The 22,192-nt window shown below is 64.6% G+C and carries 22 protein-coding genes; 7 read left to right on the forward strand and 15 right to left on the reverse strand.

Annotation, left to right across the window (positions count from 1 at the left end):
- Window positions 1–58: 58 nt before the first annotated feature.
- Both CH281_RS06425 and rfbA read right to left on the reverse strand, forming a co-directional pair.
- Window positions 59–640, reverse strand: a complete 582-nt coding sequence (locus tag CH281_RS06425) for a dTDP-4-dehydrorhamnose 3,5-epimerase family protein (protein WP_032385367.1) — start codon at window positions 638–640, stop codon at window positions 59–61.
- On the reverse strand, window positions 637–1,509 hold the full coding sequence (rfbA, locus tag CH281_RS06430; RefSeq protein ID WP_094693476.1) for a glucose-1-phosphate thymidylyltransferase RfbA: 873 nt from the start codon (window positions 1,507–1,509) through the stop codon (window positions 637–639). Before rfbA ends, CH281_RS06425 begins: the two co-directional genes overlap by 4 nt.
- A 147-nt stretch (window positions 1,510–1,656) precedes the next feature.
- Here rfbA and CH281_RS06435 point away from each other — a divergent pair, with 147 nt between their 5' ends.
- Window positions 1,657–2,175 carry a maleylpyruvate isomerase family mycothiol-dependent enzyme gene (locus CH281_RS06435; RefSeq protein ID WP_052063015.1) on the forward strand — a complete coding sequence of 173 codons (519 nt, stop codon included), beginning with the start codon at window positions 1,657–1,659 and terminating at the stop codon, window positions 2,173–2,175.
- A 15-nt stretch (window positions 2,176–2,190) separates the two neighbouring features.
- Here CH281_RS06435 and CH281_RS06440 read toward each other — a convergent pair whose 3' ends face one another.
- The 3 genes from CH281_RS06440 to CH281_RS06450 are packed head-to-tail and all read right to left on the reverse strand — an operon-like array spanning window position 2,191 to window position 4,525.
- Window positions 2,191–2,547, reverse strand: coding sequence for a hypothetical protein (locus tag CH281_RS06440; RefSeq protein ID WP_032374279.1), 357 nt, complete (start codon window positions 2,545–2,547; stop codon window positions 2,191–2,193).
- Window positions 2,544–3,752, reverse strand: coding sequence for a WXG100 family type VII secretion target (locus CH281_RS06445; protein WP_094693478.1), 1,209 nt, complete (start codon window positions 3,750–3,752; stop codon window positions 2,544–2,546). Before CH281_RS06445 ends, CH281_RS06440 begins: the two co-directional genes overlap by 4 nt.
- The gene (locus CH281_RS06450; RefSeq protein ID WP_094693480.1) at window positions 3,749–4,525 is read right to left on the reverse strand and encodes a hypothetical protein; all 777 of its coding nucleotides are present in this window, start codon (window positions 4,523–4,525) and stop codon (window positions 3,749–3,751) included. The genes CH281_RS06445 and CH281_RS06450 overlap by 4 nt, the downstream gene beginning before the upstream one ends.
- A 90-nt stretch (window positions 4,526–4,615) precedes the next feature.
- Here CH281_RS06450 and rfbB point away from each other — a divergent pair, with 90 nt between their 5' ends.
- The gene (rfbB, locus tag CH281_RS06455; protein WP_032407817.1) at window positions 4,616–5,620 is read left to right on the forward strand and encodes a dTDP-glucose 4,6-dehydratase; all 1,005 of its coding nucleotides are present in this window, start codon (window positions 4,616–4,618) and stop codon (window positions 5,618–5,620) included.
- Between the two features lie 12 nt (window positions 5,621–5,632).
- On the opposite strand, the gene CH281_RS06460 is transcribed toward rfbB, so the two are convergent.
- From CH281_RS06460 to CH281_RS06480, 5 genes are read right to left on the reverse strand one after another with little or no spacing between them, the layout of a single operon-like run.
- Window positions 5,633–6,469, reverse strand: coding sequence for a glycosyltransferase family 2 protein (locus CH281_RS06460; protein ID WP_032374163.1), 837 nt, complete (start codon window positions 6,467–6,469; stop codon window positions 5,633–5,635).
- The gene (locus tag CH281_RS06465) at window positions 6,466–6,933 is read right to left on the reverse strand and encodes a GtrA family protein (protein WP_032374162.1); all 468 of its coding nucleotides are present in this window, start codon (window positions 6,931–6,933) and stop codon (window positions 6,466–6,468) included. Before CH281_RS06465 ends, CH281_RS06460 begins: the two co-directional genes overlap by 4 nt.
- Window positions 6,930–7,871: an NAD-dependent epimerase/dehydratase family protein gene (locus CH281_RS06470; protein ID WP_094693482.1), complete on the reverse strand. Its 942-nt coding sequence runs from the start codon at window positions 7,869–7,871 to the stop codon at window positions 6,930–6,932. Before CH281_RS06470 ends, CH281_RS06465 begins: the two co-directional genes overlap by 4 nt.
- On the reverse strand, window positions 7,868–8,863 hold the full coding sequence (locus tag CH281_RS06475) for a glycosyltransferase (protein ID WP_032367283.1): 996 nt from the start codon (window positions 8,861–8,863) through the stop codon (window positions 7,868–7,870). Before CH281_RS06475 ends, CH281_RS06470 begins: the two co-directional genes overlap by 4 nt.
- Before the next feature lie 41 nt (window positions 8,864–8,904).
- Window positions 8,905–11,157: a hypothetical protein gene (locus tag CH281_RS06480; RefSeq protein WP_094693484.1), complete on the reverse strand. Its 2,253-nt coding sequence runs from the start codon at window positions 11,155–11,157 to the stop codon at window positions 8,905–8,907.
- A gap of 163 nt (window positions 11,158–11,320) precedes the next feature.
- On the opposite strand from CH281_RS06480, the gene CH281_RS06485 reads away from it, so the two are divergent.
- The 4 genes from CH281_RS06485 (at window position 11,321) to CH281_RS06500 (ending at window position 16,568) form a co-directional block, all read left to right on the forward strand.
- Entirely contained in the window at window positions 11,321–13,108 is a 1,788-nt protein-coding gene (locus CH281_RS06485; RefSeq protein WP_094693486.1) for an N-acyl-D-amino-acid deacylase family protein, read from the forward strand.
- A complete protein-coding gene (locus tag CH281_RS06490; RefSeq protein ID WP_094693488.1) occupies window positions 13,109–13,711 on the forward strand; it encodes a TetR/AcrR family transcriptional regulator in 603 nt (200 codons plus the stop codon).
- Window positions 13,708–14,541, forward strand: a complete 834-nt coding sequence (locus CH281_RS06495) for an alpha/beta fold hydrolase (protein WP_094693490.1) — start codon at window positions 13,708–13,710, stop codon at window positions 14,539–14,541. Before CH281_RS06490 ends, CH281_RS06495 begins: the two co-directional genes overlap by 4 nt.
- Window positions 14,542–14,678: 137 nt before the next feature.
- Window positions 14,679–16,568, forward strand: coding sequence for a glycosyltransferase (locus CH281_RS06500; RefSeq protein WP_094693492.1), 1,890 nt, complete (start codon window positions 14,679–14,681; stop codon window positions 16,566–16,568).
- On the opposite strand, the gene CH281_RS06505 is transcribed toward CH281_RS06500, so the two are convergent.
- The 5 genes from CH281_RS06505 to CH281_RS06525 all read right to left on the reverse strand — a co-directional run bounded on the left by CH281_RS06505 (window position 16,569) and on the right by CH281_RS06525 (window position 20,715).
- Window positions 16,569–17,432, reverse strand: coding sequence for a TylF/MycF/NovP-related O-methyltransferase (locus tag CH281_RS06505; protein ID WP_032366779.1), 864 nt, complete (start codon window positions 17,430–17,432; stop codon window positions 16,569–16,571).
- 39 nt (window positions 17,433–17,471) lie between these two features.
- Window positions 17,472–18,386: a galactofuranosyltransferase GlfT1 gene (glfT1, locus tag CH281_RS06510; protein ID WP_179274131.1), complete on the reverse strand. Its 915-nt coding sequence runs from the start codon at window positions 18,384–18,386 to the stop codon at window positions 17,472–17,474.
- Window positions 18,367–19,179 (reverse strand): galactan export ABC transporter ATP-binding subunit Wzt/RfbE, encoded by an 813-nt coding sequence (gene wzt / locus CH281_RS06515; RefSeq protein WP_179274135.1) that lies wholly within the window; start codon window positions 19,177–19,179, stop codon window positions 18,367–18,369. Before wzt ends, glfT1 begins: the two co-directional genes overlap by 20 nt.
- A 16-nt stretch (window positions 19,180–19,195) precedes the next feature.
- Entirely contained in the window at window positions 19,196–20,032 is an 837-nt protein-coding gene (gene wzm, locus CH281_RS06520; protein ID WP_167669101.1) for a galactan export ABC transporter permease subunit Wzm/RfbD, read from the reverse strand.
- A gap of 104 nt (window positions 20,033–20,136) precedes the next feature.
- Window positions 20,137–20,715, reverse strand: coding sequence for a bacterial proteasome activator family protein (locus CH281_RS06525; protein ID WP_027494774.1), 579 nt, complete (start codon window positions 20,713–20,715; stop codon window positions 20,137–20,139).
- Window positions 20,716–20,890: 175 nt separating this feature from the next.
- Here CH281_RS06525 and CH281_RS06530 point away from each other — a divergent pair, with 175 nt between their 5' ends.
- Window positions 20,891–22,096: a cysteine desulfurase-like protein gene (locus CH281_RS06530; protein ID WP_032366782.1), complete on the forward strand. Its 1,206-nt coding sequence runs from the start codon at window positions 20,891–20,893 to the stop codon at window positions 22,094–22,096.
- The last annotated feature ends 96 nt before the right edge of the window (window positions 22,097–22,192 follow it).

Consider the following 22,192-nt stretch of genomic DNA (forward strand, 5'->3'; position numbering starts at 1 on the left):
CGCATCGGGTGTTGGGGCGACGCCGCACGACCGCGGTGTCGCCCCAACAACGACCAACTCAGAAGGTGGGCAGGTTTCCTGCTTCGAGGGCTTCGGTGAGGGTGGGGGCGGCTTTGTCTTTGGCGGAGAGCTCGTAGGTCAGGGGCGATCCGTCGCGGCCGGTGGTGGGCCAGTCGATGCCCAGGGCGGGGTCGAGGGGGTTGATGTCGCGGTCCAGTGCCGGGGTGTATTCGAGGCCGCACAGGTACATGACGGTGGAGTTGTCTTCCAACGACAAGATGGCGTGCCCGAGGCCTTCGGAGAGGAACACTGCTTTGCGGTCGATGTCGTCGATCAGCACGCTGTCCCATTGCCCGAACGTCGGGGAGCCGACGCGTAGGTCGACGATGACGTCGAGGAACGCTCCGCGGGCGCAGGTGACGTATTTCGCTTGCCCGGGTGGGTTGGTGGTGAAGTGGATCCCGCGCAGCACTCCGGCGGCGGAGACCGAGCAGTTCGCCTGCTTCAGATCCAACGCTCGCCCGGTGGTTTCCTCGAAGAGGCTCGCTTTGAACCATTCGAAGAACACGCCGCGGTCGTCACCGAACTGGCGTGGGGTGTATTCGTAGGCGCCGGATATTGTCAGTTCACGAAAGGTCATCGGTTTCCTCGGTCGATCAGGTCCAGCAGGTAGCGGCCGTAGCCGGATTTGACGAGTGTCTCGGCGCGGGCGCGGAGTTCGTCGTCGGTGATGAATCCTCGCCGCCAGGCGACTTCTTCGGGGGATCCGATCTTGAGTCCTTGGCGTTGTTCGATGGTGCGCACGTAGTTGGAGGCGTCGAGGAGGGAGTCGAAGGTGCCGGTGTCGAGCCAGGCGGTGCCGCGGGGCAGGACTTCGACTTGGAGGCGGCCGGCGTCGAGGTAGTGGCGGTTGACGTCGGTGATCTCGTATTCGCCGCGGGCGGAGGGGGCGAGGTCGCGGGCGATGGCGATGACGTCGTTGTCGTAGAAGTACAGGCCCGGGACGGCGTAGTTCGATTTCGGGGCGGTGGGTTTTTCTTCCAACGACACGGCTTTTCGGTTGTCGTCGAATTCGATGACGCCGTAGGCGGTGGGGTCGGAGACCTCGTAGGCGAAGACGGCTCCGCCGTCGATGGTGTCGAAGCGTGAGAGTTGGGTGCCCAGGCCGGGGCCGTAGAAGATGTTGTCGCCGAGCACCAGGGCGGCGGAGTCGGTGCCGATGTGATCGGCTCCCAGGACGAAGGCTTGGGCGAGGCCGTTGGGTTCGTGTTGGACCTTGTAGGTCAGGGAGATGCCGAATTGGGAGCCGTCGCCGAGCAGGCGCGTGAACTGGTCGGCGTCCTGGGGTGTGGTGATGATGAGGATCTCGCGGATGCCGGCGAGGATCAGGGTCGAGAGGGGGTAGTAGATCATCGGTTTGTCGTAGACCGGGACCAGCTGTTTGCTCACTCCCATCGTGATCGGATGAAGCCGTGAGCCCGTGCCGCCCGCCAGAATGATTCCCCGCATGAGCCCGAAGTCTTCCAGACCCTCCGATCACCCGCTCGGTCGTGCACCTTCGTTTCCGGCGCGCGAGGTGGCAACTGCCCATAGACTCCGGCCAGCCCTGCCCCGTTCCGACGGATCCGCCCGTCGACCGAACAAAGGACAAGCCACGTGACGACGAGTAGCCAGATCGCCACCGGTGCCACTCAGATCACCGAACTGCTGGCCGCAGTGACCGACGCCGAGCGCGCGTCGGCCACGCCCTGCACGGAGTGGACAGTCGCTGACCTGACGGACCACCTGGTGCACACCGCGGCCAACCTGGTGACGATGGCGCGAGGTGGGGAGCTCGACTGGTCGGCCGCACCCGAGCCCTCCTCGGATCCGGTTCCGTTGTGGACCGCCCGGACCCGCGAACTGCTGACCGAGCTCGACGCAGGTTCACCGCTGCCGGCCGGCATGGTCGCTGCTGAACTTTCGGTGCACGCGTGGGACCTTGCGACCGCGCTCGGGCGCGGTACCGACGACTTCGACCAGACCGTGGCGGAGGAGGGGATGGTGTTCATGTCGGCCAATATGACCGATGAGCGCAGGGGTGGTGCCTTCGATCCCGAGCAGCCTGCACCCGACGGAGCAAACGCGTACGAGCGCATCGCGGCTTTTGCCGGGCGCACTGTTCGACGGTCCTGACACGTCCAGCGGCACTCACTCCCACGGGATTCGATAGGGCTGAGACGGGGCTTCGGTCGTCGATGTCGGCCATTCCGACGGCCACACGATCAGCGGATCGGCTGTGAGCTCGTCCACCTCCGGAGGCAGCGGATTCGCGTCCACCTGGATTCGTTCCCAACTGCATTCACCCGACGCGACGCGGCGTGCGTAGTGGATCAGGTCGGCCGACGCTCGCGGTGAGGACGCCACGCGGGCGAGTAGTTCCGTTGTGACGGTCCGTGTTTTCAGGTCTGCGTTCGAGGCGCGTGTACGCGTGGCTTCGAGCTCTCCGCAGGATGCCATCAGTCGGTCGTAGGCAGCGCGGGCGTGCGGAGGCAGTGACTCGATCATGCGTCCCGCCATGGTTCGTCGCCGGTGCCGACGGAGAAGTCCTCGTCCGGTGTGTCGAGTACCGGTCGGATATTCGCGGTCTTGCCCGCTTCGACGGCTTGCTTGCCGTAGTCGAGGAGGTCGTTCAGCGGTCGCAGTGTGTCGTCGATCTTCTGGCCCACCTGGCCTTCGGGGTCGCCGAGCGCGTCGAGGAACCCGCCGAAGTCATCGACCACCTGCTCGATCTTCACAATGAGATCCTTGGTCAGATCCATTGCCGTCAAGCATATTTCGATGATGCTCTCCACCTGCCATGCAGTGCCGACCACCGGCACTTTCTTGAGCACGACCTTCAGCGCACCGCGGGCGTTGTCGAGGGCCACTTCGGACTCGAGCAATTCGACGATCTTGCGGACCACTGCCAGCGCTGCGCCACGAAGTTGCTCGGCGATGGCTGTACAGATTGCGGCGATCGTTCGGCCAGCATGCCCTTCCCATCGCATTGCGGCGAGTTGTCGGTCGGCATAGTCGGTGAATGCCTGTGCGGCTGCACCGTTCCAGTGACCGTCGACGCGGCGTACTCCTGCAGCCAACGACTCTGCTGCGGCTTCCATGGCGTCGCCCGCAATCTGGTACGCCTGACCGATTCGACGGATTTCGTTCCAGTTGCCGGTGACAGGAATGGTCGCTTCGCGTAGCGGACTCCACCCGGAGAGTTCGAAGATCGTTCGGTCGATCTCGCCGAGCCACTCGGAGGCATCGGCGAGCACGTCGCGGATGTCGTCGATGGCGGGATTGGTTGGAGGATAATCGATTCCGTGAGTATGACCGTAGTCAGCGGCACCGTCGAATTCGTCTATATGCCCGGCCGCGGCGTGATCCGAACTCCCGCGGTCGCTGCCGGGTAGCGGTGGCACAGATGTGTGGGCGTTGAGCAGGTCGTAATTCTTTCGATCTTGATCGGCATACAACCAGGCAGCTTTGTTCAGCTCGGCCCCCATCTCGCCGCAGTTGGCCGATAGGTGAACGTGTCGGGTGCGGGTCATCTCTTGGAAGCGCGCGATATACGGACGCAGCTTCTTCAGAATCTCTCCGACCACGTTCTCGCCGAGGCCCGCGTTGTCGAGCAAGTAGTGGTGACTGGCCAGGGTATCGGCACCGATGCGATCGAGAAGATTACCGAGACCGGCGATTTCGGATGTTTTTGCCGCGAGCTGTTCGGTCATTCCGTCGAGCTCTTCCGTAGTGAGGAGATGAGGCCTTCGACGTCTTCGTCGGTCAGTGCGTTCTCGACATCACGGTCGGCAAGCACGACGAAGACCGCGACCTCTGCGGTGGCGAAACCGGTAGTCGTGACGACGTCGAATGTCGCTCGGGGAGGAGGGCAGTACGGCGAATCCGGTATGTCTTCCACCAGGGCTGTGTAGTGGACAGCCGGAGCTCCGTCGATCTGCAGATACTTGGGGTCCCCGATCCGAACGGTGGGTTCCAGAGACCCATCTTCGTTGGTGAAGATCATCGACGCTTTCTGCACCTCTCGATAGGCGAGGACAGTCAAGTCACCGGCACGACGACCGGTCATTCCGCTGATTGCCGAAGACTCGAACTCACCGCCTTCGCAATCGAATCGTCCGTGGAGACCCATTGCGCCGTATGTTGCGGTCGATCCGTCCTCGCCGACCCACTCCGAGAATCCGTCGTTCCAATTCTCCCAGTCAGCCGGAATGTCGTAAGTCCAGCCGAATTTGGTGGCGATGGGCTGCGGCTGCCCGTCGGGCACCTCGATTTGCGGTGGTGGGCGTTCCATCGACGGAAAACCCGGCGGCAGGGGCGGCGGCACTGTCGTCGAGCCCGTGGGTCTGGGTGACACCGGTGGCAGAGTCCGTACACCCTCGAACGGTTCCGGCACTTGCGGAGCCAGCTGCGGAATTGCCCACATGAGCCCGAACAGCAGCGTTATCAGTGCCGCGAGACGGACAAGAATTTTTCCCAGACCCATTGACGTACTCCCCCCGAAGTCGAACAGAAGCTAGCACGCGCGCCCGACAAGAACGGCCCACACGAGCATCCCCCGGTAAAGTGCCTGTTCATGAGAATTCTCGTCACGGGTGGGGCCGGGTTCATCGGCGCGAACTTCGTACATCAGACCCTCGCGCAGCGCCCCGACTCCCAGGTCACCGTGCTCGACAAGCTCACCTACGCCGGCAACAAGGCCTCTCTGGACCCCGTCGCCGATCGCATCGACTTCGTGCACGGCGACATCGCCGACGCCGATCTCGTCGACCGCCTCGTCCGCGAGACCGATCTCGTCGTCCACTTCGCCGCCGAATCCCACAACGACAACTCGTTGACCGACCCGTGGCCGTTCGTGCACACCAACGTCATCGGAACCACCACGTTGCTCAATGCGGTCCGCGAGCACGACGTCCGCTACCACCACATCTCCACCGACGAGGTCTACGGCGACCTCGAACTCGACGACCCGGCGAGATTCACCGAATCGACCCCGTACAACCCGTCGAGCCCGTATTCCTCGACCAAAGCCTCGAGCGACCTGCTGGTGCGCGCCTGGACCCGCTCGTTCGGGGTCCGCTCCACCATCTCCAACTGCTCCAACAACTACGGCCCGTACCAGCACGTGGAGAAGTTCATCCCGCGTCAGATCACCAACATCCTCAGCGGCTCACGCCCCAAGCTCTACGGTGCTGGGCAGAACGTGCGCGACTGGATCCACGTCGACGACCACAACAGCGCCGTCTGGGCCATCATCGACGGCGGCCGCATCGGCGAGACCTACCTCATCGGAGCCGACGGCGAAGCCAACAACCGCACTGTCCTCGAAGCGATCCTCGAAGAAACCGGCAACGCACCCGACGCCTTCGACTTCGTCACCGACCGCCCCGGCCACGACCTGCGCTACGCCATCGACTCGACGAAATTGCGCACCGAATTGGGTTGGACACCAACCTATGTCGACTTCCGCGCAGGGTTGAAAGCGACCGTCGACTGGTACCGCGATAACGAGCAGTGGTGGCGACCGCAGAAGGACGCCACCGAGGCCGTCTATGCGACGAAGGAATCCGTACTGCCCTGAAAATCCGAAACGCTAGCTGCTGCGCGACATCCGATGTCGCAGCAGCAGGTACACGGCTCGCCGCATGAACGAGGTCATGAGTGCCTTGGCGTTCCCGATGCGAACGTCACTGTCGGACAACAACGTCGGGTCGCTCGCCTGGAGGGAGCGGTGGAAGTCGGCGGCCTGACGGGCCTGCTGGGTGGCCAGCTCGACGCTCCACTGTCCCGAGTTGATGCGAAACGACGCCAGCGGCTGGGGAATGGCAACGATGTCGCCGCGCAGCGCTACGGCGATGAAGGTGGCCTGGTCGATCAGGTACGGATGACTGTTGTCCCACAGTCCGACTGCGCGCAGTTCCGAGAGCTTCATCATGACGCCGCCGGGTTCACCGAAGATGTTGGCTCCGGCCCGAACTGCTGTTCTCGCGGCCACTCGACCCGACGTCTTTCCCTGTAGTCCGCCGAGTCCGCGCGCGGCGATGACGGTTTTGCTGTTGGCGTCGATCAACGTGCGTTGCGCGGCGACGAGTACCGCGGTCGGATGGGCGTCGAAGGCCTGTACCTGGGCGGCGAGCGCGGTGCGGTGGATGGTGTCGTCACCGCACACGAGTTTGATCAGCTCGCCCGATGCTTCCTCGGTGACGCGATTCCAGTTGGCCTGTGCCCCGCCGCCCGCGGGTGTGGTGAGGAGGCGAATGCGTGGATCGTCGTACTTCTGGGCAACGGCCAGGGTGCCGTCGGTCGACGAGTGGTCGGCAATGACCAGCTCGAAGTCCGTGAACGTCTGGGCGAGAATCGAATCGATGGTCTCGGCCAGGTATTCGGCGTTGTTGTACGCCGGGACGACGACGGAAACTCGGGGTGTCATGGTGTGGGGTCCTGGCTCTTTCTGCGAAACGAGAAGTCGCGGTAGCCGAAGAAGCTGACGACTGCCATCACTGCTGTGACGACCAATTGGGAAGGGATGGGCGGGAAGTGGAACACCGAGACAGCGAGGGTCATCAGTGAGATGTTGGCGAGGAACGCTCCGAAGTTGACCACGAAGAACCGGAGCAGATCTCTGAAAAAGTGCCCGCGAACGCGAAACACGAGGTAGCGATACATCGCGAACGCGCACAGTACGTTGCAGAGATACCCGAGCACGATGGCGGCGTGGTAGCCGTATCGCTCGCCGATCAGCAACTGCCACACGATGAACCATGCGGTGCCCAGTGCGGTGTTGACGCCGCCGACGAGCAGAAATGCGATCTTCTGATTCTTGACGATGCGCATCAGTGGTCCCGGTGCACCGTTCATGCCGGCCGGAGGCGCGGGAGTCTGCGGTTCGGTCATCGGCCCACCGCCAGTGCCTGACGCGTCGCGAACAGGGTCGAGGCGATACCCGCAGGCAGTGTGCGGTGGGTGCGTCGATCGATCTGCGGCCAGACGGTCGACCGCAGTCGTAGGTCGCGTCCTTGGAACGCCGCGAGGGGAGAGGCGGCAAGCACTACGTTGGGGCGTCGACGAAAGACCGTTCGGCAGGCACCGAGAATGGAACCGATGGTGACGGCCTCACCCGAGGCGAAGATCTTGACGGTCGGAGCGATACGTCGTTCGGCGGAGACGGCGAGAGCGTCGGCCACCATTTCGGCGGCGTCGCTGACGTAGAGGTAATCGCGCAGGGTGTCCATGGGGACGTAGATCGACACCGGTGAGGCCATCAGGTATCCGCGGCACAGGTGCGAGATCAACCCCTGAGGTTTCGCGAGATTCTGTCCCGGGCCGTAGAGGTTGGCGAATCGTCCGACGACAACGTTGACCCCGGTGCGGATGCCGAATTCGGTCGCGACCGACTCGGACTGCAGTTTCGCGAAACCGTAGTCACCCAACGGGATCGGCGGTGTTTCTTCGTCGTGTGGGGCTCCCGGTGCGCCGGCGTAGACGCCTCCGGCAGACGACGCGAGAAACACCGTTCCGGTGTCCGTGCGGTCCGCAGCGACGGACTCGACCCGGGCCAGAACGGTCCGGATCAGATCGTTCTCTTCGGCGAATTGTGCTGCGCTGGTGCCGTTCACGCCGGCTCCGGCGGCCCAGACGACGTTCCACGCGCCGGTCCGGAACGAGTCGAAGAAGGCCGAACAGCGTTGCAACAGAGTTTCTTCGGCCAGTGATCGGTCGGACCACGGGATTGCACTGGTGTGCACGTGATGTCCGCGTCGTCGAGCTTCCCGCGTCACCGATGCGCCGAGCAGTCCGCCGCTGCCGACGACCCAGGTGTGCGTCGCGTTCACGCCGGCGGTGCGGGATCGGTCGACGGTTCGGTGCGTCCGAGCGGCCCGTTTCCAGGGTCGGTCACGATCAGGTAGGGCGGCTTGCCCATGGCGGTCTTGACGTTGACGCCGACGTACTCGGCCACCACTCCGAGTGAGAACAGGGTGGCTCCGAAGCCGAACAGCAGGATCACCATCGTCGATGCCCAGCCTCGCACTTCGGCACCGGAATCGAAGACGAAGTACGACACCAGCACGTAGGCGACGAGAACGAGGCCCAGTAGCGCGAAGGCGATGCCGATGAAGGACACCAGTCGCAGACCTTTGGTGCCGCTGGAGAGCACCATGCGCCAGAAGTGCGACAGAAGCGTCCGCAGCCGGTATCCCGATCGACGGTCCACTTCTTCTCGCAGGGCCACCGGGCTCGTCGTGACGTCGCCTGCAATCCACCCGAGTGCGATGTCGAGGTATGCCTCGGAGCCGGCGTAGGCGGCAACGGATCGACCGACTTCGCCGAGGACCAGGCGGTAGCTCTGGTAGTCGACGGTGTTGTCCCCGGCCAGAGCCTTGGCGATGAGCCACTTCGCTCCGCGTGAGGCGGCGTTGCGCCAGAGTCCGTGCGGTGCGACGTTCGTCGGCTTGGCGTAGACGACGGTGGATTGCCGGTCGAGGGCGGTATCGAGCATGCCGCCGATCGCGGCCGGGTCGTGTTGGCCGTCCTCGTCCATCGTGACGATCCACTCGCCGCCGCTCGAAGCCATGCCGGCAAGGGTGGCGGGGTGTTGGCCGAAATTACGACTGAGCCACACGCCACGAACGAACGTATGCGCCTCGGTCAGCTGCCGGATCACGGCTGCGGAGTTGTCGGGTCCGTGATCGAACACGAGGAGAACTTCTTCGACGATCATCGGCCGCCCGAGGGGCGTGTGGGTGACCTGCGTCAACGGGATGATCTCGTCCATCAGCGCGCTGAGCGTCCGTTCGCCCTGGTAGACCGGAACCACGATGGAGATGCGGTGCGGAGCAGCAGCGTCGGACGTCACGAGGTCTGACCCTATCTGCTGGACGTCGTACTGCCGAACTCCGGCGCGGAGGGGCGTCGACGTCGTCGAACATCGAGTACGACCAGGCCGATCAGCACCATCACCCCACCGGCCATGGCAGCGAGTCCGAGTCGTTCACCGGGCGGCCGGAAGGTGAGTTCCAGGTCCGCTGCGTCGGTGCCGGGCGGCAGGTCGACGTACAGGAAGATATCGGCCAGGCCTTTCGTCTGCAGCGGCTCACCGTTCAGAGTGGCGGTGTAGCCGGGCCAGGCCAACCGCGAGAAGACGACGCTGCCGCCGGCGGGCGCGGAGACGGTGACGTGCTCGGAGTCCGCGTCGGACGAGATCGGGTCGGCGGAGGCGTTCACCGTCGCTACGACGCGTCCCGACGCGGCAGGAATCAATCCATCGACGCGTTCGAGGACGTAGACCTGCCGAGCAGAGTCGGGGGTGGGCGCGGTGACCCACTGCCAGCCTGCGGGCGCGGCCTCCCTCTCGGCCAGCGGATACTGCAGTTTCTGCAGCACGACGCGGTCCAGCTGCATCAGATCGGCATAGGTCTTGCCGGTGTACGGCTCGATCTCGAAGAGCCGATCGAAGGCGTCGGTGCAGGTCGAACCCTCGTGCTCGAAGCACAGCAGGTTTGCGAAATCGAGGTAGCCGACGGGGGTGTAGGCGTTGACGTAGTCCAGGCCCATCACCTTGGCGGAGTTGCCGTAGACCTGCGAGTGCCACGGCAGTTGCGGGTCGTCGGGCCCGTCGGCTTCGGTCTCGGTCAGCGCACGACTGCCGAGCTGCAGCGTCGAGCCCTGCCACTGCGGGAACTGCGCCTTGGCCTCGGACTGCGAGGTGGGGAGCCACCATTTGGCGAACGGCGGTTGGTATCCGGCCACCTGGTACATCGCGATCGGCGCGATCGTCACCAGGATGAGCGCGGCGGTGGCCCGGGTGGAGAAGCGGTGGGCGAGCAGCAGGGCGAGTGCGCCGACCAGCAGGATCGCGAGCGCAGCAACGATGTGGCGGCCGAAGAACTCCGGACCCGACGAGCCGGCACGCAGCAGCAACACCAGCGTCAGCAGGCCGGCGGCGAGCAGTCGGGGCCGCAGCTTGTCCAGAGTTCCGTATCGGCTGATCAGGGTGACGACGAGGATCAACGCGACGATGGCGACGAAGGGGAGGATGCGCGCGGGCCAGCGGATGGGGCCGATATCGCTGGGGCCCGCGGTGAAGACCAGCGCGAACGCCAACAGAATCAGTGGTGCGGCCAGCTCACGCAACGCCGTGGGCACCCGACGCCACGCGATGAACGCGAGCGCAGGGACGAGGAACCAGGCGATGTAGGTGACCGGGGCTTCGGTGGTCTCGCCTGCCCACGATTCGATGCTGGTCACGGCCGTCGGGATACTGGCGGTCAACGATTCCGACCACGGTGCCGTCAGGAAGTTGTCGTTGAACGTTCCCTCGTCACCGCTGCGCCACGTGACCGCGGAGGTCAGTACTCCCGGCAGGAAGGTGACGGCCCCGCAGGCGGCCGCGGCGATGCCGACGCTGCACACCTTCAGCGCCGGACGCCACAGGCGCTGGAACAACCGTTCGCCGATCGCGACCGAGCCGATCATGACGCCGGCCATGACCGCGGCGTGGACGTATCCCACGCTGATGGCCAGGTAGAGGAACACGAACGGCACGACGGGGCCGCTGTGGCCGCGGGCGTACTTCACCGAGCTCGCCCATGCGTTGGTGATGTACGCGGTGCCGATGAGGGCCGTCACCCACGAGGTGTTCTCGAAGAACAGGGTGAAGCCGACGAACGGTGCGCTTGCGCCTGCGACGGCGGCCCAGTTGGCGCGTGCCCCGTAGACGAGCGCGACGCGGTACACACCCCAGGCCAGCAGGATCGAGAAGCCCAGTTTGACGACCGTCGCGAGCAGGACCAGGTTGTCGATCGAGGGCGAGACGTAGTTGATCGCCATCTGCACCGGGTTCCACAGTCCGCCCTGGCCTTCGACGGGATAGTTGCCCGCCATCCACTGATCGAGCACGAGGGACGGGAAGTGACCGTCGCGCATGATGCGCCCGAGTTGAAGCCAGTTGGGGATGGCACCGGATTCGGTGTCGTCGATGTAGAAGAAGCGAGGGTCGACGCTGAGCACCAAGAGATAGCCCAACACGACGACGGCAGCAATTGCCGCTCCCCATACGAGGCGCTCTCGTCTGCTGTCGGGCAGGGAGCTGCTCGCGATCTGGGTATCCGTGGTGGGCAAGGGTCAACTCCGTGAGTTCGGGCAAAGACACCCGACTGTAGCTGTCGTCTTGCTCCCGAGCCGAAACGCCGACGCATGCATCACGCAGATGTCCGCAGGAAAGCGGCTATTGCGAGTGACCACTCTCTAAGTTACTGTTTCGTCATTCTATGACGGAGGTCACATGAACCCGAACATTCCTTTCGATGTCGTCATCACCGGCGGAACCGTGTACGACGGATCCGGCGGTCCTGGAGTTCGAGCGGATGTGGGCATCGTCGACGGCGTCGTGCGGGCCGTGTCGTCCACTCCCCTCGAGGCGGGCGCGACGACCGAGGTGGTCGATGCCACCGGCAAGTGGGTCACGCCGGGCTTCGTGGACGTACACACCCATTACGACGCAGAGGTGTTGGTCGGGCCGGGTCTCGAAGAATCCGTCCGGCACGGGGTCACGACGGTTCTCCTGGGCAACTGTTCGTTGTCGACGCTCTATTCCACTCCGGTCGACATCGCGGACCTGTTCAGTCGGGTCGAGGCGCTGCCGCGAGATCATGTCCTCAAAGCCGTCGATGCGCACAAAAATTGGAACAGTCCCGACGAGTACATCGCAGCCCTCGAGCGCCTGCCTCTCGGGCCCAATATTGCTGCGTTGGTCGGTCATTCGGATCTGCGCGCGCACGTGATGGGGTTGGATCGCTCAACCGATCGCAGTCAGAAGCCCACTCGCGAGGAATGGCATGCCATGTCCGACGCGCTCGAGAAGGCGCTCGATGCCGGGCTGCTCGGAATGTCGACCATGACGAACCCATGGGACAAGTTGGACGGCGATCGATACCGGTCTCGTTCGTTACCGTCCTCGTATGCGCGGTGGAGCGAATTCCGTTCTCTGCACAAGATTCTGCGTCGACGCGGTCGGTTGTTGCAGAGCATTCCGAACCTGAACACCAAGTACGACATGTTGTTCTTCCTCGCCTCGGCCACCGGGGTCGGCCGCACTCCGCTCAAGATCTCGTTGCTGGCGGCGGCCGATGCCAAGGCGTCGCCGTGGATCCATCGCGTCTTCGGCCCGCTCGCCCGGATGGTCAACGGCCCGGGCAAGGGCCAGTTCCGCTGGCAGCACCTCCCCACCACGTTCGACGTGTATTCCGACGGCATCGATCTCGTGGTGTTCGAGGAGTTCGGCTCCGGCCGCGCCGCACTGCATCTTCGAGAAGAGTTGGGACGCAACGAGTTGCTGTCCGACGAGGCCTACCGCCGCTGGTTCCGTGCCGACTTCGAGAAGAAGTTCAGCTCGCGCGTCTGGCATCGCGACTTCGCCGACGCCGAGATCACCGAATGCCCCGACGCGTCGGTCGTCGGAAAGAACATCGCGGAGGTCGCAGCCGAACGTGGTGTGCACGTGGTCGACGCATTCCTCGATCTGGTGGTCGAGCACGGCCGAAAGTTGCGCTGGCACACGACGGTTGCCAATCACCGCAAGCGGCAGATGGACAAGCTGATCAATCAGCCCGGGGTGACCGTGGGGTTCTCCGATGCCGGTGCTCATCTGCGCAACATGGCGTTCTACAACTTCGGCATTCGGTTGCTGCACCGCGTGCACGACGCGCGAAACGATCGCCGGCCGTTCATGACCGTCGAGAAGGCCGTGCACAAGCTCAGCGGCGAACTGGCCGACTTCTACGGTGTCGACGCCGGGCACCTGCGGGTGGGGGACCGTGCCGATATCGTCGTGATCGACCCGAAGGGGCTGAACGAGGATGTCCTGGCCTATCGCGAGGAGACCATGCCGGAATTCGGTGGCCTGAGCCGCATGGTCAATCGCAACGACCGAGCGGTCACCGCCACTCTGGTCGCGGGCCGAGTCGTGTTCTCCGGCGGCACCTTTGCGCCCTGGTTCGGTGTGTCCGAGCGGGCCGGTAGCTTCCTGCGGGCAGGCACTCCCACGGCCCCTCGACGCCGGGAGCGTGTGTGAGTGGCGAGTCAACACCAGCGCCGAACCGAGACCATCGGAAAACTGCTCGACGCGACTATCGCATCGTTGTGCGAGAAGGGTTACGCGGCAACCAGCGTCAGTGAAATCGTCAGCCGGGCCGGAGTGTCGTCCGGGGCCATGTTTCGGCATTTCGACACCAGGCTCGACCTGATCGTCGCCGCAGCCGACGAGATTCGTCGACGTCAGTTCGAGGAGTTTCGCCGCGGCCTGTCCGGTTTCGGCAGTGCGTCCATCGAACACTGCCTCGAACTGCTCAGAGCAGCGTGCCGCGCCCCGATCAACGGGGCTTGGTACGAGCTGTTGACCGCCGCCCGCAGCGACGACGAGCTGCGAGAGAGACTGCAGCCGTTCACCGTTCGATATCATGAGCAGATCGCCGAACTTGCTCGTGCGCTTCCCGTTGCCGGCGTGATCGATCCGCAGCATCTGGAAACGGTGGTCTTCAGCGTCGTCCACCTGCTCGACGGCGAGGCGTTGGCAGCCGTGGTCCATCCGCAGCCCGAGCAGGAAGCCATGCGGCTGAAGATGATTGCTCACCTGTTGCGCGGCGGCGCACTGCATGCCCTGACCGACGCGGGATGACTCACTGGACGGTATGCATCGCCGGTGCCGAGCTTCCCGTTTTCGAGTACGGGAACCCGACAGCCCGCTCGACGGTGTTGCTGGTGCACGGCTATCCCGACAACCGTCACGTGTTCGATCCGCTGATCACCGCGCTCGGCGACACGGTCCGGGTGATCGCCTACGACACACGAGGTAGCGGAGCGTCCGTGCTGGAGCCTGCGGCAGACGTCGCCATCGATCATCTGGCGCGGGACGCCTTCGCGGTGGTCGAGTCGATTCCGGGCCTGACCGGCAAGGTCCACGTCTTCGCCCACGACTGGGGGTCGGTCCAGATGTGGGAGGCGATGGCCTCGCCTCGGGCGAGCACCGCATTCGCGTCGTACACGTCGGTGTCCGGGCCGAGTCTGGATCATCTGCGGCAGGTGGCACGGGCGCGGTCGGTCCGGCCGCATCGATGGCCGTCGCTGGTGGGGCAGTTGGCCAGGTCCTGGTACGTCTTCGGGTTTCACGTGCCCGTCCTGCGAACGCGAATACCGGCTCTGCTGGCCCGACTGCGGGCCGAGGGCGAGCCGACCCCGACGGCGGCCGACCAGCAGCGCGGCATCGCGCTGTACCGGGCCAACGTGCTGCGGCGGGTGTTCCGTGGACCCGATCCGCGCTGCGTCGTCCCGACCACCGTGGTGGTCCCGGCACACGACCCGATGCTGTCGACGAACCTCACCGACGGTCTCGATCGGTGGATCCCCGACCTGCGCGTCGTTCACGTCGAGGCGGGCCACTGGTGGCCGTACACGCACCCGGCCGACGCCGCTCGGGTGCTGATGGAGAGGGTGCGCGAAGGGGAGTAGGTGGCGGGCAGTGCGGCGAGCGTCGGACGGATCGGCCTCGGGCTGTGCAACCATGGTCAGTGGTCTTCTTCTCGGTACGGCCACACCTGTGATCGCTCGAACTGTCACTACTCGAACTGGATGGGGTATTTCTCGGTATGGACGGCACTGCTCTCGATCGTCTCGGTTCCTCGGACGTGCCGGCTGCCGCCGGCGGTGACGATACGGCCGAACTGACAGTTCAGAGGCTTCTGTTCGACGGCCCGTCGCCCCTGGTCAGCGCAGATATGTACAGCGAGGTCCGCAAGGGCAACGCCGAGCGCACCCGCACCGGTGTCCGGATCGCCAAGCGCAGCGTCGTACATACCAACAGCTACTTCGGACGGTTCCCGGCCAGCTACTGGCAGCGGTGGACGACGGTGACCGAGGTGGTCTTCCAGGCCACTGTTGCAGGCGCGGGCCGAGTGGATCTGGTGGCCACCGACTACAAGGGCCACCAGCGCACGATGGCCAGCACCACCGTCGATTCCGCGAACGCGTCGACGCGATTGTCGGTCCCCGTTGCGACGACGCAGTTCCTCGACGGCGGCGCTCTGTTCGTACGCTTCACCACGACGTCCAGCGAGTTGTCGGTGCAGGACGCGGAATGGACCGTCGCCGCACCGGAGAAGCTGCGTCCCACCTCGGTGGTGATCTGCACGTTCAATCGCGCCGACGACTGCGCCAACACCGTCGCTGCTATGGCCGACGATCCCATCGCTCTGCTCGGTGTCGACAACGTCTACGTCGTCGATCAGGGCACCGATCAGGTGCAGACGCGCGAGAAGTTCCAGCGCGTCGCGGCCGAACTGGGCGACAAGCTCGTCTACATCACGCAGCCCAACCTCGGCGGCGCGGGCGGATTCACTCGCGGGCTCTACGAGGTGCAGGGCAAGGGCGGCGATCCGGCCAACGTGATCTTCATGGACGACGACGTGCTGTGCGAGCCCGAGGCGATCGTGCGCATGAACTCGTTCGCCAACATGACCGTCGAGCCGGCGATCATCGGCGCGCAGATGCTGTACCTGCTGCACCCCGACCGCGTGCACGTCGGTGCCGAGGTGGCCAACCTGCAGAAGCTCGAGGCCGGAGTCCACGTCAAGAACGCGGTATCGGACAAGAGCGCATTCAAGCGCAAGCGTCAGCAGGACGTCCGCGTCGACGCCGGATACAACGGCTGGTGGTCGTGCCTCATCCCGTCGGAGATCGTCGGGCAGGTCGGCTACCCGTTGCCGCTGTTCTTCCAGTGGGACGACATCGAGTACGGATACCGTTCGCGCGCAAACGGATTCGCCACCGTCACGCTGCCGGGCGCAGCGGTGTGGCACGCCGACTTCGCCTGGAAGGACTGGGACGAGTGGCACCGCTACTTCAACCTGCGCAACGGCATGATCACCGCCGCCCTGCACATCGAACTCGACGGTAGGACGCTGGCCAAGCAGTTGTTCACCGATCTGCTCCGCTACCTGGTGTCGATGCAGTACGGGATGGCGTACACGCTGATCAAATCTGTCGAGGACTTTCTGGCCGGTCCGGAACATCTGCTCGACGGCGGCATGGACGCGGCGGGTTCCATCCGGCGCGAGCGCGCAGCGTACGGAGAAACGAAGCGGCACAACGCCAACGACGTTCCGGGGGTGCGTCCGGCCGATATGTTCATTACCCCGGCCGGCCCGCACCCGAAGAAGAGCATGGAATTCGCCGTGCTCGCCAAGCGTGTCCTCAACCAGTGGCGCGGCACGGTGGATCCAGGCCCCGTTTCCATTTCGGCCGACGACGCGCACTGGTGGCACGTCTCGCTGTTCTCCCACGCGATCGTCACCGACCGCTCGCAAGAGGGCGTCCGAGTTCGCAAGCGCAACAAGGCACATGCCGTCGAGCTGCTCAAGCGCGGTGTGTCGGCACTCAAGCGTCTGCGCACCGAGACACCCGCAGTGGCGGCGTCGTACCGCGCCGCCGTCCCACAGCTGACGAGCCGCGAGAACTGGGCTCGTCTCTACGGGCAGTAGCTAGTTCGACCGGACCTTGGGTGCCGTGCGAATCCGTACGACGACCTGTTCGTTGTCGGCGGTGTACCCGAGGTAGTCGAATTCGGTGCCGGTGCGTGCGACGAATTCCGTCCACGCCCGGTACTCGTGGTTGCGCCAGCCGGGGAAGTTGAAGTACTCGTCGAACACGATGACGGTGCCCACTGCGAGTCGATCGGCCACGAGGTCCAGCACGGTGACCGTCGACGAGTACAGGTCGGCGTCGAGGTGCAGGAAGGCCAACTTCTCGTGGTGGCCCTTCAGGAATCCCGGCAGAGAATCCTCGAACAGCCCCGGGACGATCTGTGCGCCGGGCACTTCGGGGATCGTGTCCTGCTCGAAGAGTCCCTTCGGAAAGCCCGTACGCCAGGTCTCGGGTAGGCCGGAGAACACGTCGAATCCGGCGACGACGGTGATGTCCTTACGCGACGCCAATTCCTCGGCGATGATCTCGAGCGTCGTCCCGCTGGCCACTCCGAACTCGAGCGCCATGCCGCGAATGGAGACCTCACCGAGGGCGAATCGCAGCGTGGCGTGCGGCCGCAGGAAGGTCGGTGCCTCCGGCATCATCTCTTCGGCGAATTCTGCGCTCTGGGCGGCGGCCTCGACGTCGGAGGCGTACGGAATGTCGCGACGCATCCGCATCTCGAGACCGCGAATGAAGGCGTGCAGATCGTCGATCTCACGTCGTTGACGTTCGAGGACGTCGAGCAATTTCGCTTGCTGATCGCTGGTCTGCTCGGCCAGCTGCGCGGTCTGCTGCGCCAGAACCTCACCGATTGCTCGTTGAAGTTTTTCTCGAGCCGACGACTTGATGCGATCCGCGAGCTTCCGAGGTTCCGTCATGGGCACACGGTAGCCGGTGAAGACGCGTTCGCAAACACGTCAGGGCCTACGAAAGTGCTCTCGACGGCCGAGTCCGCGCAACCGGAACCACTCGGCCAGACCGCGAGGATTCCTGGTGGTGATCAGGAAGAACCAGGTGAAGCGAATCCACTCCTGCGGCAACAGCTTTCGCATACCAGGCTGCGACATCAAGTAACCGCGGTTGCGGTAGGTGAAGTACCGCTTGGTCGCATCCTCCGGGTACTGCGTGTGCATCCGGCCACCGAGGATCGGCTTGAACTCCTCGGCTCCGTTGGGGTGCACGTACGCGGCCGTGAGACACGTTCCGAACTTCAGGCCCGAGCGCTGCAATCGGCGGTGCACTTCCACCTCGTCGCCGCGCACGAACAGCCGCAGATCGGGCACGCCGACCGCATCGATCGTCGACGCCTTGAACAGGGCACCGTTGAACAACGATGCGATGCCTTCGAGCAGATCGTCGTCCGGATTCTCCGGGTCGATCAACTCCGAGCGAAGACGACGCCACTCGACGCCGCGTCGCAGCGGAAACGCCAACCGATCCGGATCCTCGATGTCACAGACGACCGGGGAGACCTCGTCCAGTCCGTGCGCGAGCGCGCAGTCGTACAGGGTTTCGAGGACCTTCGGACCCTCGGGTCGGCCGTCGTCGTCGGCGAGAAACACCCAATCCGCGCCGAGCGAGAGCGCATACAGAATGCCCAGCGCGAATCCGCCTGCGCCACCCAGATTGTGCTGCGAGCCGAGGTACGTCGTCGGCAGGGCCGTCGACTCCACCAACTCACGGACGTCCGGCTCGTTCGCATTGTCGACGACGACCAGATGATCGAGCGGACGCGTCTGGGCACCGATGACGTCCAACGACAGAGCCAACAACTCACGCCGCTTGTGCGTGACGATGACCCCGACAATCTCGTCAGCCACCGGTTTGCCCATCAGGTCCGTCTTCCCGCTCGATCTCGTTCAGGATCTGCGCGACGTGGTCACCGGCGTCGTCGCCGTCGTATGCCCGCACCACGTCCTCGATGCCTCCCTGCTGGCGAATCTGGCCGTGATCGATCCACATCGCGGTATCGCACAACTGAGCCAGGAATTCGTTGGAGTGGCTGGCGAACACCAGAATTCCCGAGCGCTTCACCAATTGCTGAAGTCGGTGCCGCGCCTTCTTCATGAACTCCGCGTCGACGGCACCGATGCCCTCGTCGAGCAGCAGAATCTCCGGGTCGATGCTGGTGACCACGCCCATCGCGACGCGCACCCGCATACCTGTGGAGTAGGTGCGCAGCGGCATGTCGAGGTAGTCACCGAGTTCGGTGAAGTCGGCGATCTCGTCCATCTTCGCGAGCATCTGCTTGCGGGTCTGGCCGAGGAACAGGCCGCGGATGATGATGTTTTCGTAACCGGAGATCTCCGGGTCCATACCGACGCCCAGATCGAACACCGGCGCGACGCGGCCGCGGATGGTGGCGCTGCCACGCGTCGGCTCGTAGATGCCCGAGAGCAGCCGCAGCAGCGTCGACTTGCCCGCGCCGTTGTGTCCCACCAGGCCGACGCGATCGCCGTCCTTCAGGTTCATCGTGATGTTCTTGAGGGCTTCGACGACGACGACGTCGGAGGAGTTGCGGTCGATGGCACCGCCGGCTTTGCCGAGGAACGCCTTCTTCAAAGACCGCGTCTTGGCGTCGAAGATTGGGAAGTCGACGCATGCGTCATGGGTACTGATGCTGATGGACAACTGCTGACCCCTAAACCCAGTAGGGCACGCGGGCCCGGTACTTCTTGAGAGCGACGATGGCCAGCGCCCACCCGACGACGGTGAACCCGAGCACGATGTACCAGTGATACGCCTGCTGGTCCTCGCCGATCAGAGGGGCCCGGATGATGTCGAGGTAGTGGAAGAGCGGGTTGATCTCGACGAGCTTGGCGCGTTTCGCGGCCTCGCCGCCCATCTGGACCAGTCCCGAGGTGGTCCACACGATCGGCGTCATGAAGAACATCAGCGTGACGAAGCTGCCGAGGATCGGGGCGATGTCGCGGTAGCGGGTGGCGATGATGCCGAAGAGGATCGACACCCACACCGCGTTGAGCAGAATCAGGACCAGCGCCGGGATCGCGAAGATCACGGTCCAATGCAGTCCGCCGGGCGGCCAGAAGATCGCGATGATGATCACGTAGATCAGCAGGTTGTGGCCGAGCAGCAGGAGCTGACGCCACACCAGGCGATACACGTGCACGCTGAGCGCACTGGGCAGCTGCTTGATCAGACCCTCGTTGGCGACGAAGACGTCTCCGCCCTCGAGAATCGCGGCACTGATGAGGTTCCAGATGATCAGGCCGACCGTGACGTGCGGCAGGAATTCGCGCAGATCGATGTCGAGAAGCACCGAATACAGCAGGCCCATCGCAATGGCCTGCACGCCGGTGGCGATGGTGATCCAGAACGGGCCGATCACCGACCGTCGATAGCGCTGCTTGATGTCCTGCCAGCCGAGATGCAGCCACAGCTCACGCTGGTTGAAACCGGTCCGCAGATCGCCGAACGCGCGCCGATAAGTCTGTGAGTCCGAAACCGGAGCAGGCATCTGTTCTCCTGCCTCGCTCTCGGGATCCTTCGCTGGTGCCGACACGACGGTCGACACTACCTGCAATCGACCATGCAGCTCATTTTGCAAGCGTGTGTGTGGTGTTACAAGTACTGGCCGGTACCGCTGCCGTGGCCGCCGCCCGGTGTGGGCATGACGCCGGGAGGCAATGCACCCTGACGCATCTGCTCGAGCTGGGCCCGTGCGGCCATCTGCTGAGCGAACAGTGCCGTCTGGATGCCGTGGAACAGTCCTTCGAGCCAGCCGACGAGCTGAGCTTGCGCGATCCGCAGTTCGGCGTCGGTGGGCACGACGTCGTCGCCGAACGGCAGCACCAGACGCTCGAGCTCGTCGCGCAGCTCCGGGGCCAAGCCCTGCTCGAGCTCCTGGATGGACGATTTGTGGATTTCCTTGAGCCGGTTGCGGCTGGCGTCGTCGAGAGGTGCCGCGCGCACTTCTTCGAGCAGCTGCTTGATCATCGTGCCGATGCGCATCACCTTGGCGGGCTGTTCCACCATCTCCGAGAGGTCCGATCCGTCGGACGACTCCTCGTTTGCCGCCGATCCGGAAGCGCGGGCTGCAGCAGCGGTGGCTTCCTCGCGGCTCAGTGCGAGTGGCTCTCCGTTGGGGCCGATCACGACGACGTGATCGCCGGGTGCATTGTTCGACTCGGATTGCGTCATGCATCCATCTTTACGCGTCGCCTGCCGTTGCGCGATCGACAGGGGCGATTATCCTGGTTCGGTCGTTCGCAACCGGGGTGTCAGGAGGATCGAAGCGTGCGTTGTTGGCTGCCTTTCCCTGGGGAAACAGGACGTGAAACACACCCTCGGCGGGTCGGCGCTTAGAGTGTCCGGCATGGGGTACGACGTCGCACGGGTCAGAGGGTCCATTCCCTCCCTCGGCGACGGGTGGATTCATTTGGACCCTCAGCTGGGAATGCTGATTCCGGATCGCGTGTCGACGGCCGTCTCCACGGCGTTCCGGCACAGTGCGTCCAATCATTCGGCCGGCAACATCGCTGCCAAGCGGAGTGCTGCTCTGCTCGAATCCGCCCGCGTCGCAATCGCAGATCTGGTCGGTGCCTATCCGTCCGGGGTGGTCATCGGACCGGATCGGGCGACGCTGCTGTCGTGGCTCGCCGATTCTCTGAGCTCCCGGCTCGGGCTCGGAACCGGCTTGGTGCTCTCGCGTCTGGACGAGGAAGCCAACGTCGCGCCGTGGCTGCGGGTCGCCAGCCGAACCGGCGCACACGTGCGCTGGGCCGAGGTCGAGATCGATACGTGCGAGCTGCCCACGTGGCAGTTCGAGGAACTCATCACCTCCACCACCCGGCTCGTCGCGGTCACCGCGGCGTCGCCGATCGTGGGTAGCGCTCCCGACGTTCGCGTCGCGGCGGATCTGGTCCACGAGGTCGGTGGACTCATCGTCGTCGATGCCGCCGGAGCAGCCCCCTACGCACACGTCGACATCAAGGAACTCGGAGCCGACGTCGTCGCGATCGACGCGGCCGCGTGGGGTGGGCCGTCGGTGGGTGCGCTGATCTTCCGCGATCCGACACTGCTCGACCAGTTGCCGTCGATGTCGCTGAACCCGTCGGCGAAGGGGCCCGAGCGGCTCGAGGTCAGTGGTCATCAGTACGCGCTGCTGGCCGGTGTCGTGTCGTCCATCGACTACCTGGCCAACCTCGACGACGCAGCCACCGGCACTCGCCGTGAGCGGCTGGAGCTGTCCATCGGGTCGCTGCAGCACTATCAGGATCGGCTCTTCGAGCATCTGATGGCTGCGCTCGCCACCCTCGACCACGTCATGGTGCTCGGCACTGCGCCCACGCGTATCCCGACCGTCAGCTTCACCGTCGACGGTATGCCCGCGGTGAAGGTGTCCGAGCAACTCGCGCAGGCTCGCATCGGCAGCGTCAGCGGGGTCCACGGTGGCAGTCGTCTGCTCGACGCCCTGGGCGTCAACGACGAAGGTGGTGCCGTCACCATCGGACTCGCTCCCTACACCACCCGGTACGAGATCGATCAGCTCGTGAAAGCTCTCGCTGCGCTCGCTCTATAGACGGTATGGAGGTCTTGGCTGGGGCCCCTCCGCATGTAAGCGTGGGTTGCCGACAGGAGTGGGTCCTGGCCGGTAGAGCCACAAATGTGGGAGGCC

The organism is Rhodococcus sp. 06-221-2 (genome assembly GCF_002258365.1).
GTDB lineage: Bacteria > Actinomycetota > Actinomycetes > Mycobacteriales > Mycobacteriaceae > Rhodococcoides > Rhodococcoides fascians.

Excerpts from the sequence above, each read along its gene's own strand:
- wzm (WP_167669101.1), bottom strand. The coding sequence starts at position 20,032 with ATGCCTGCTCCGGTTTCGGACTCACAGACTTATCGGCGCGCGTTCGGC.
- CH281_RS06485 (WP_094693486.1), top strand. The coding sequence starts at position 11,321 with ATGAACCCGAACATTCCTTTCGATGTCGTCATCACCGGCGGAACCGTG.
- glfT1 (WP_179274131.1), bottom strand. The coding sequence starts at position 18,386 with ATGGGCAAACCGGTGGCTGACGAGATTGTCGGGGTCATCGTCACGCAC.
- rfbA (WP_094693476.1), bottom strand. The coding sequence starts at position 1,509 with ATGCGGGGAATCATTCTGGCGGGCGGCACGGGCTCACGGCTTCATCCG.
- CH281_RS06440 (WP_032374279.1), bottom strand. The coding sequence starts at position 2,547 with ATGATCGAGTCACTGCCTCCGCACGCCCGCGCTGCCTACGACCGACTG.
- CH281_RS06500 (WP_094693492.1), top strand. The coding sequence starts at position 14,679 with ATGGACGGCACTGCTCTCGATCGTCTCGGTTCCTCGGACGTGCCGGCT.
- CH281_RS06530 (WP_032366782.1), top strand. The coding sequence starts at position 20,891 with ATGGGGTACGACGTCGCACGGGTCAGAGGGTCCATTCCCTCCCTCGGC.
- CH281_RS06425 (WP_032385367.1), bottom strand. The coding sequence starts at position 640 with ATGACCTTTCGTGAACTGACAATATCCGGCGCCTACGAATACACCCCA.
- CH281_RS06465 (WP_032374162.1), bottom strand. The coding sequence starts at position 6,933 with ATGACCGAACCGCAGACTCCCGCGCCTCCGGCCGGCATGAACGGTGCA.
- CH281_RS06460 (WP_032374163.1), bottom strand. The coding sequence starts at position 6,469 with ATGACACCCCGAGTTTCCGTCGTCGTCCCGGCGTACAACAACGCCGAA.
- CH281_RS06525 (WP_027494774.1), bottom strand. The coding sequence starts at position 20,715 with ATGACGCAATCCGAGTCGAACAATGCACCCGGCGATCACGTCGTCGTG.
- CH281_RS06445 (WP_094693478.1), bottom strand. The coding sequence starts at position 3,752 with ATGACCGAACAGCTCGCGGCAAAAACATCCGAAATCGCCGGTCTCGGT.
- CH281_RS06450 (WP_094693480.1), bottom strand. The coding sequence starts at position 4,525 with ATGGGTCTGGGAAAAATTCTTGTCCGTCTCGCGGCACTGATAACGCTG.
- rfbB (WP_032407817.1), top strand. The coding sequence starts at position 4,616 with ATGAGAATTCTCGTCACGGGTGGGGCCGGGTTCATCGGCGCGAACTTC.
- CH281_RS06505 (WP_032366779.1), bottom strand. The coding sequence starts at position 17,432 with ATGACGGAACCTCGGAAGCTCGCGGATCGCATCAAGTCGTCGGCTCGA.
- CH281_RS06495 (WP_094693490.1), top strand. The coding sequence starts at position 13,708 with ATGACTCACTGGACGGTATGCATCGCCGGTGCCGAGCTTCCCGTTTTC.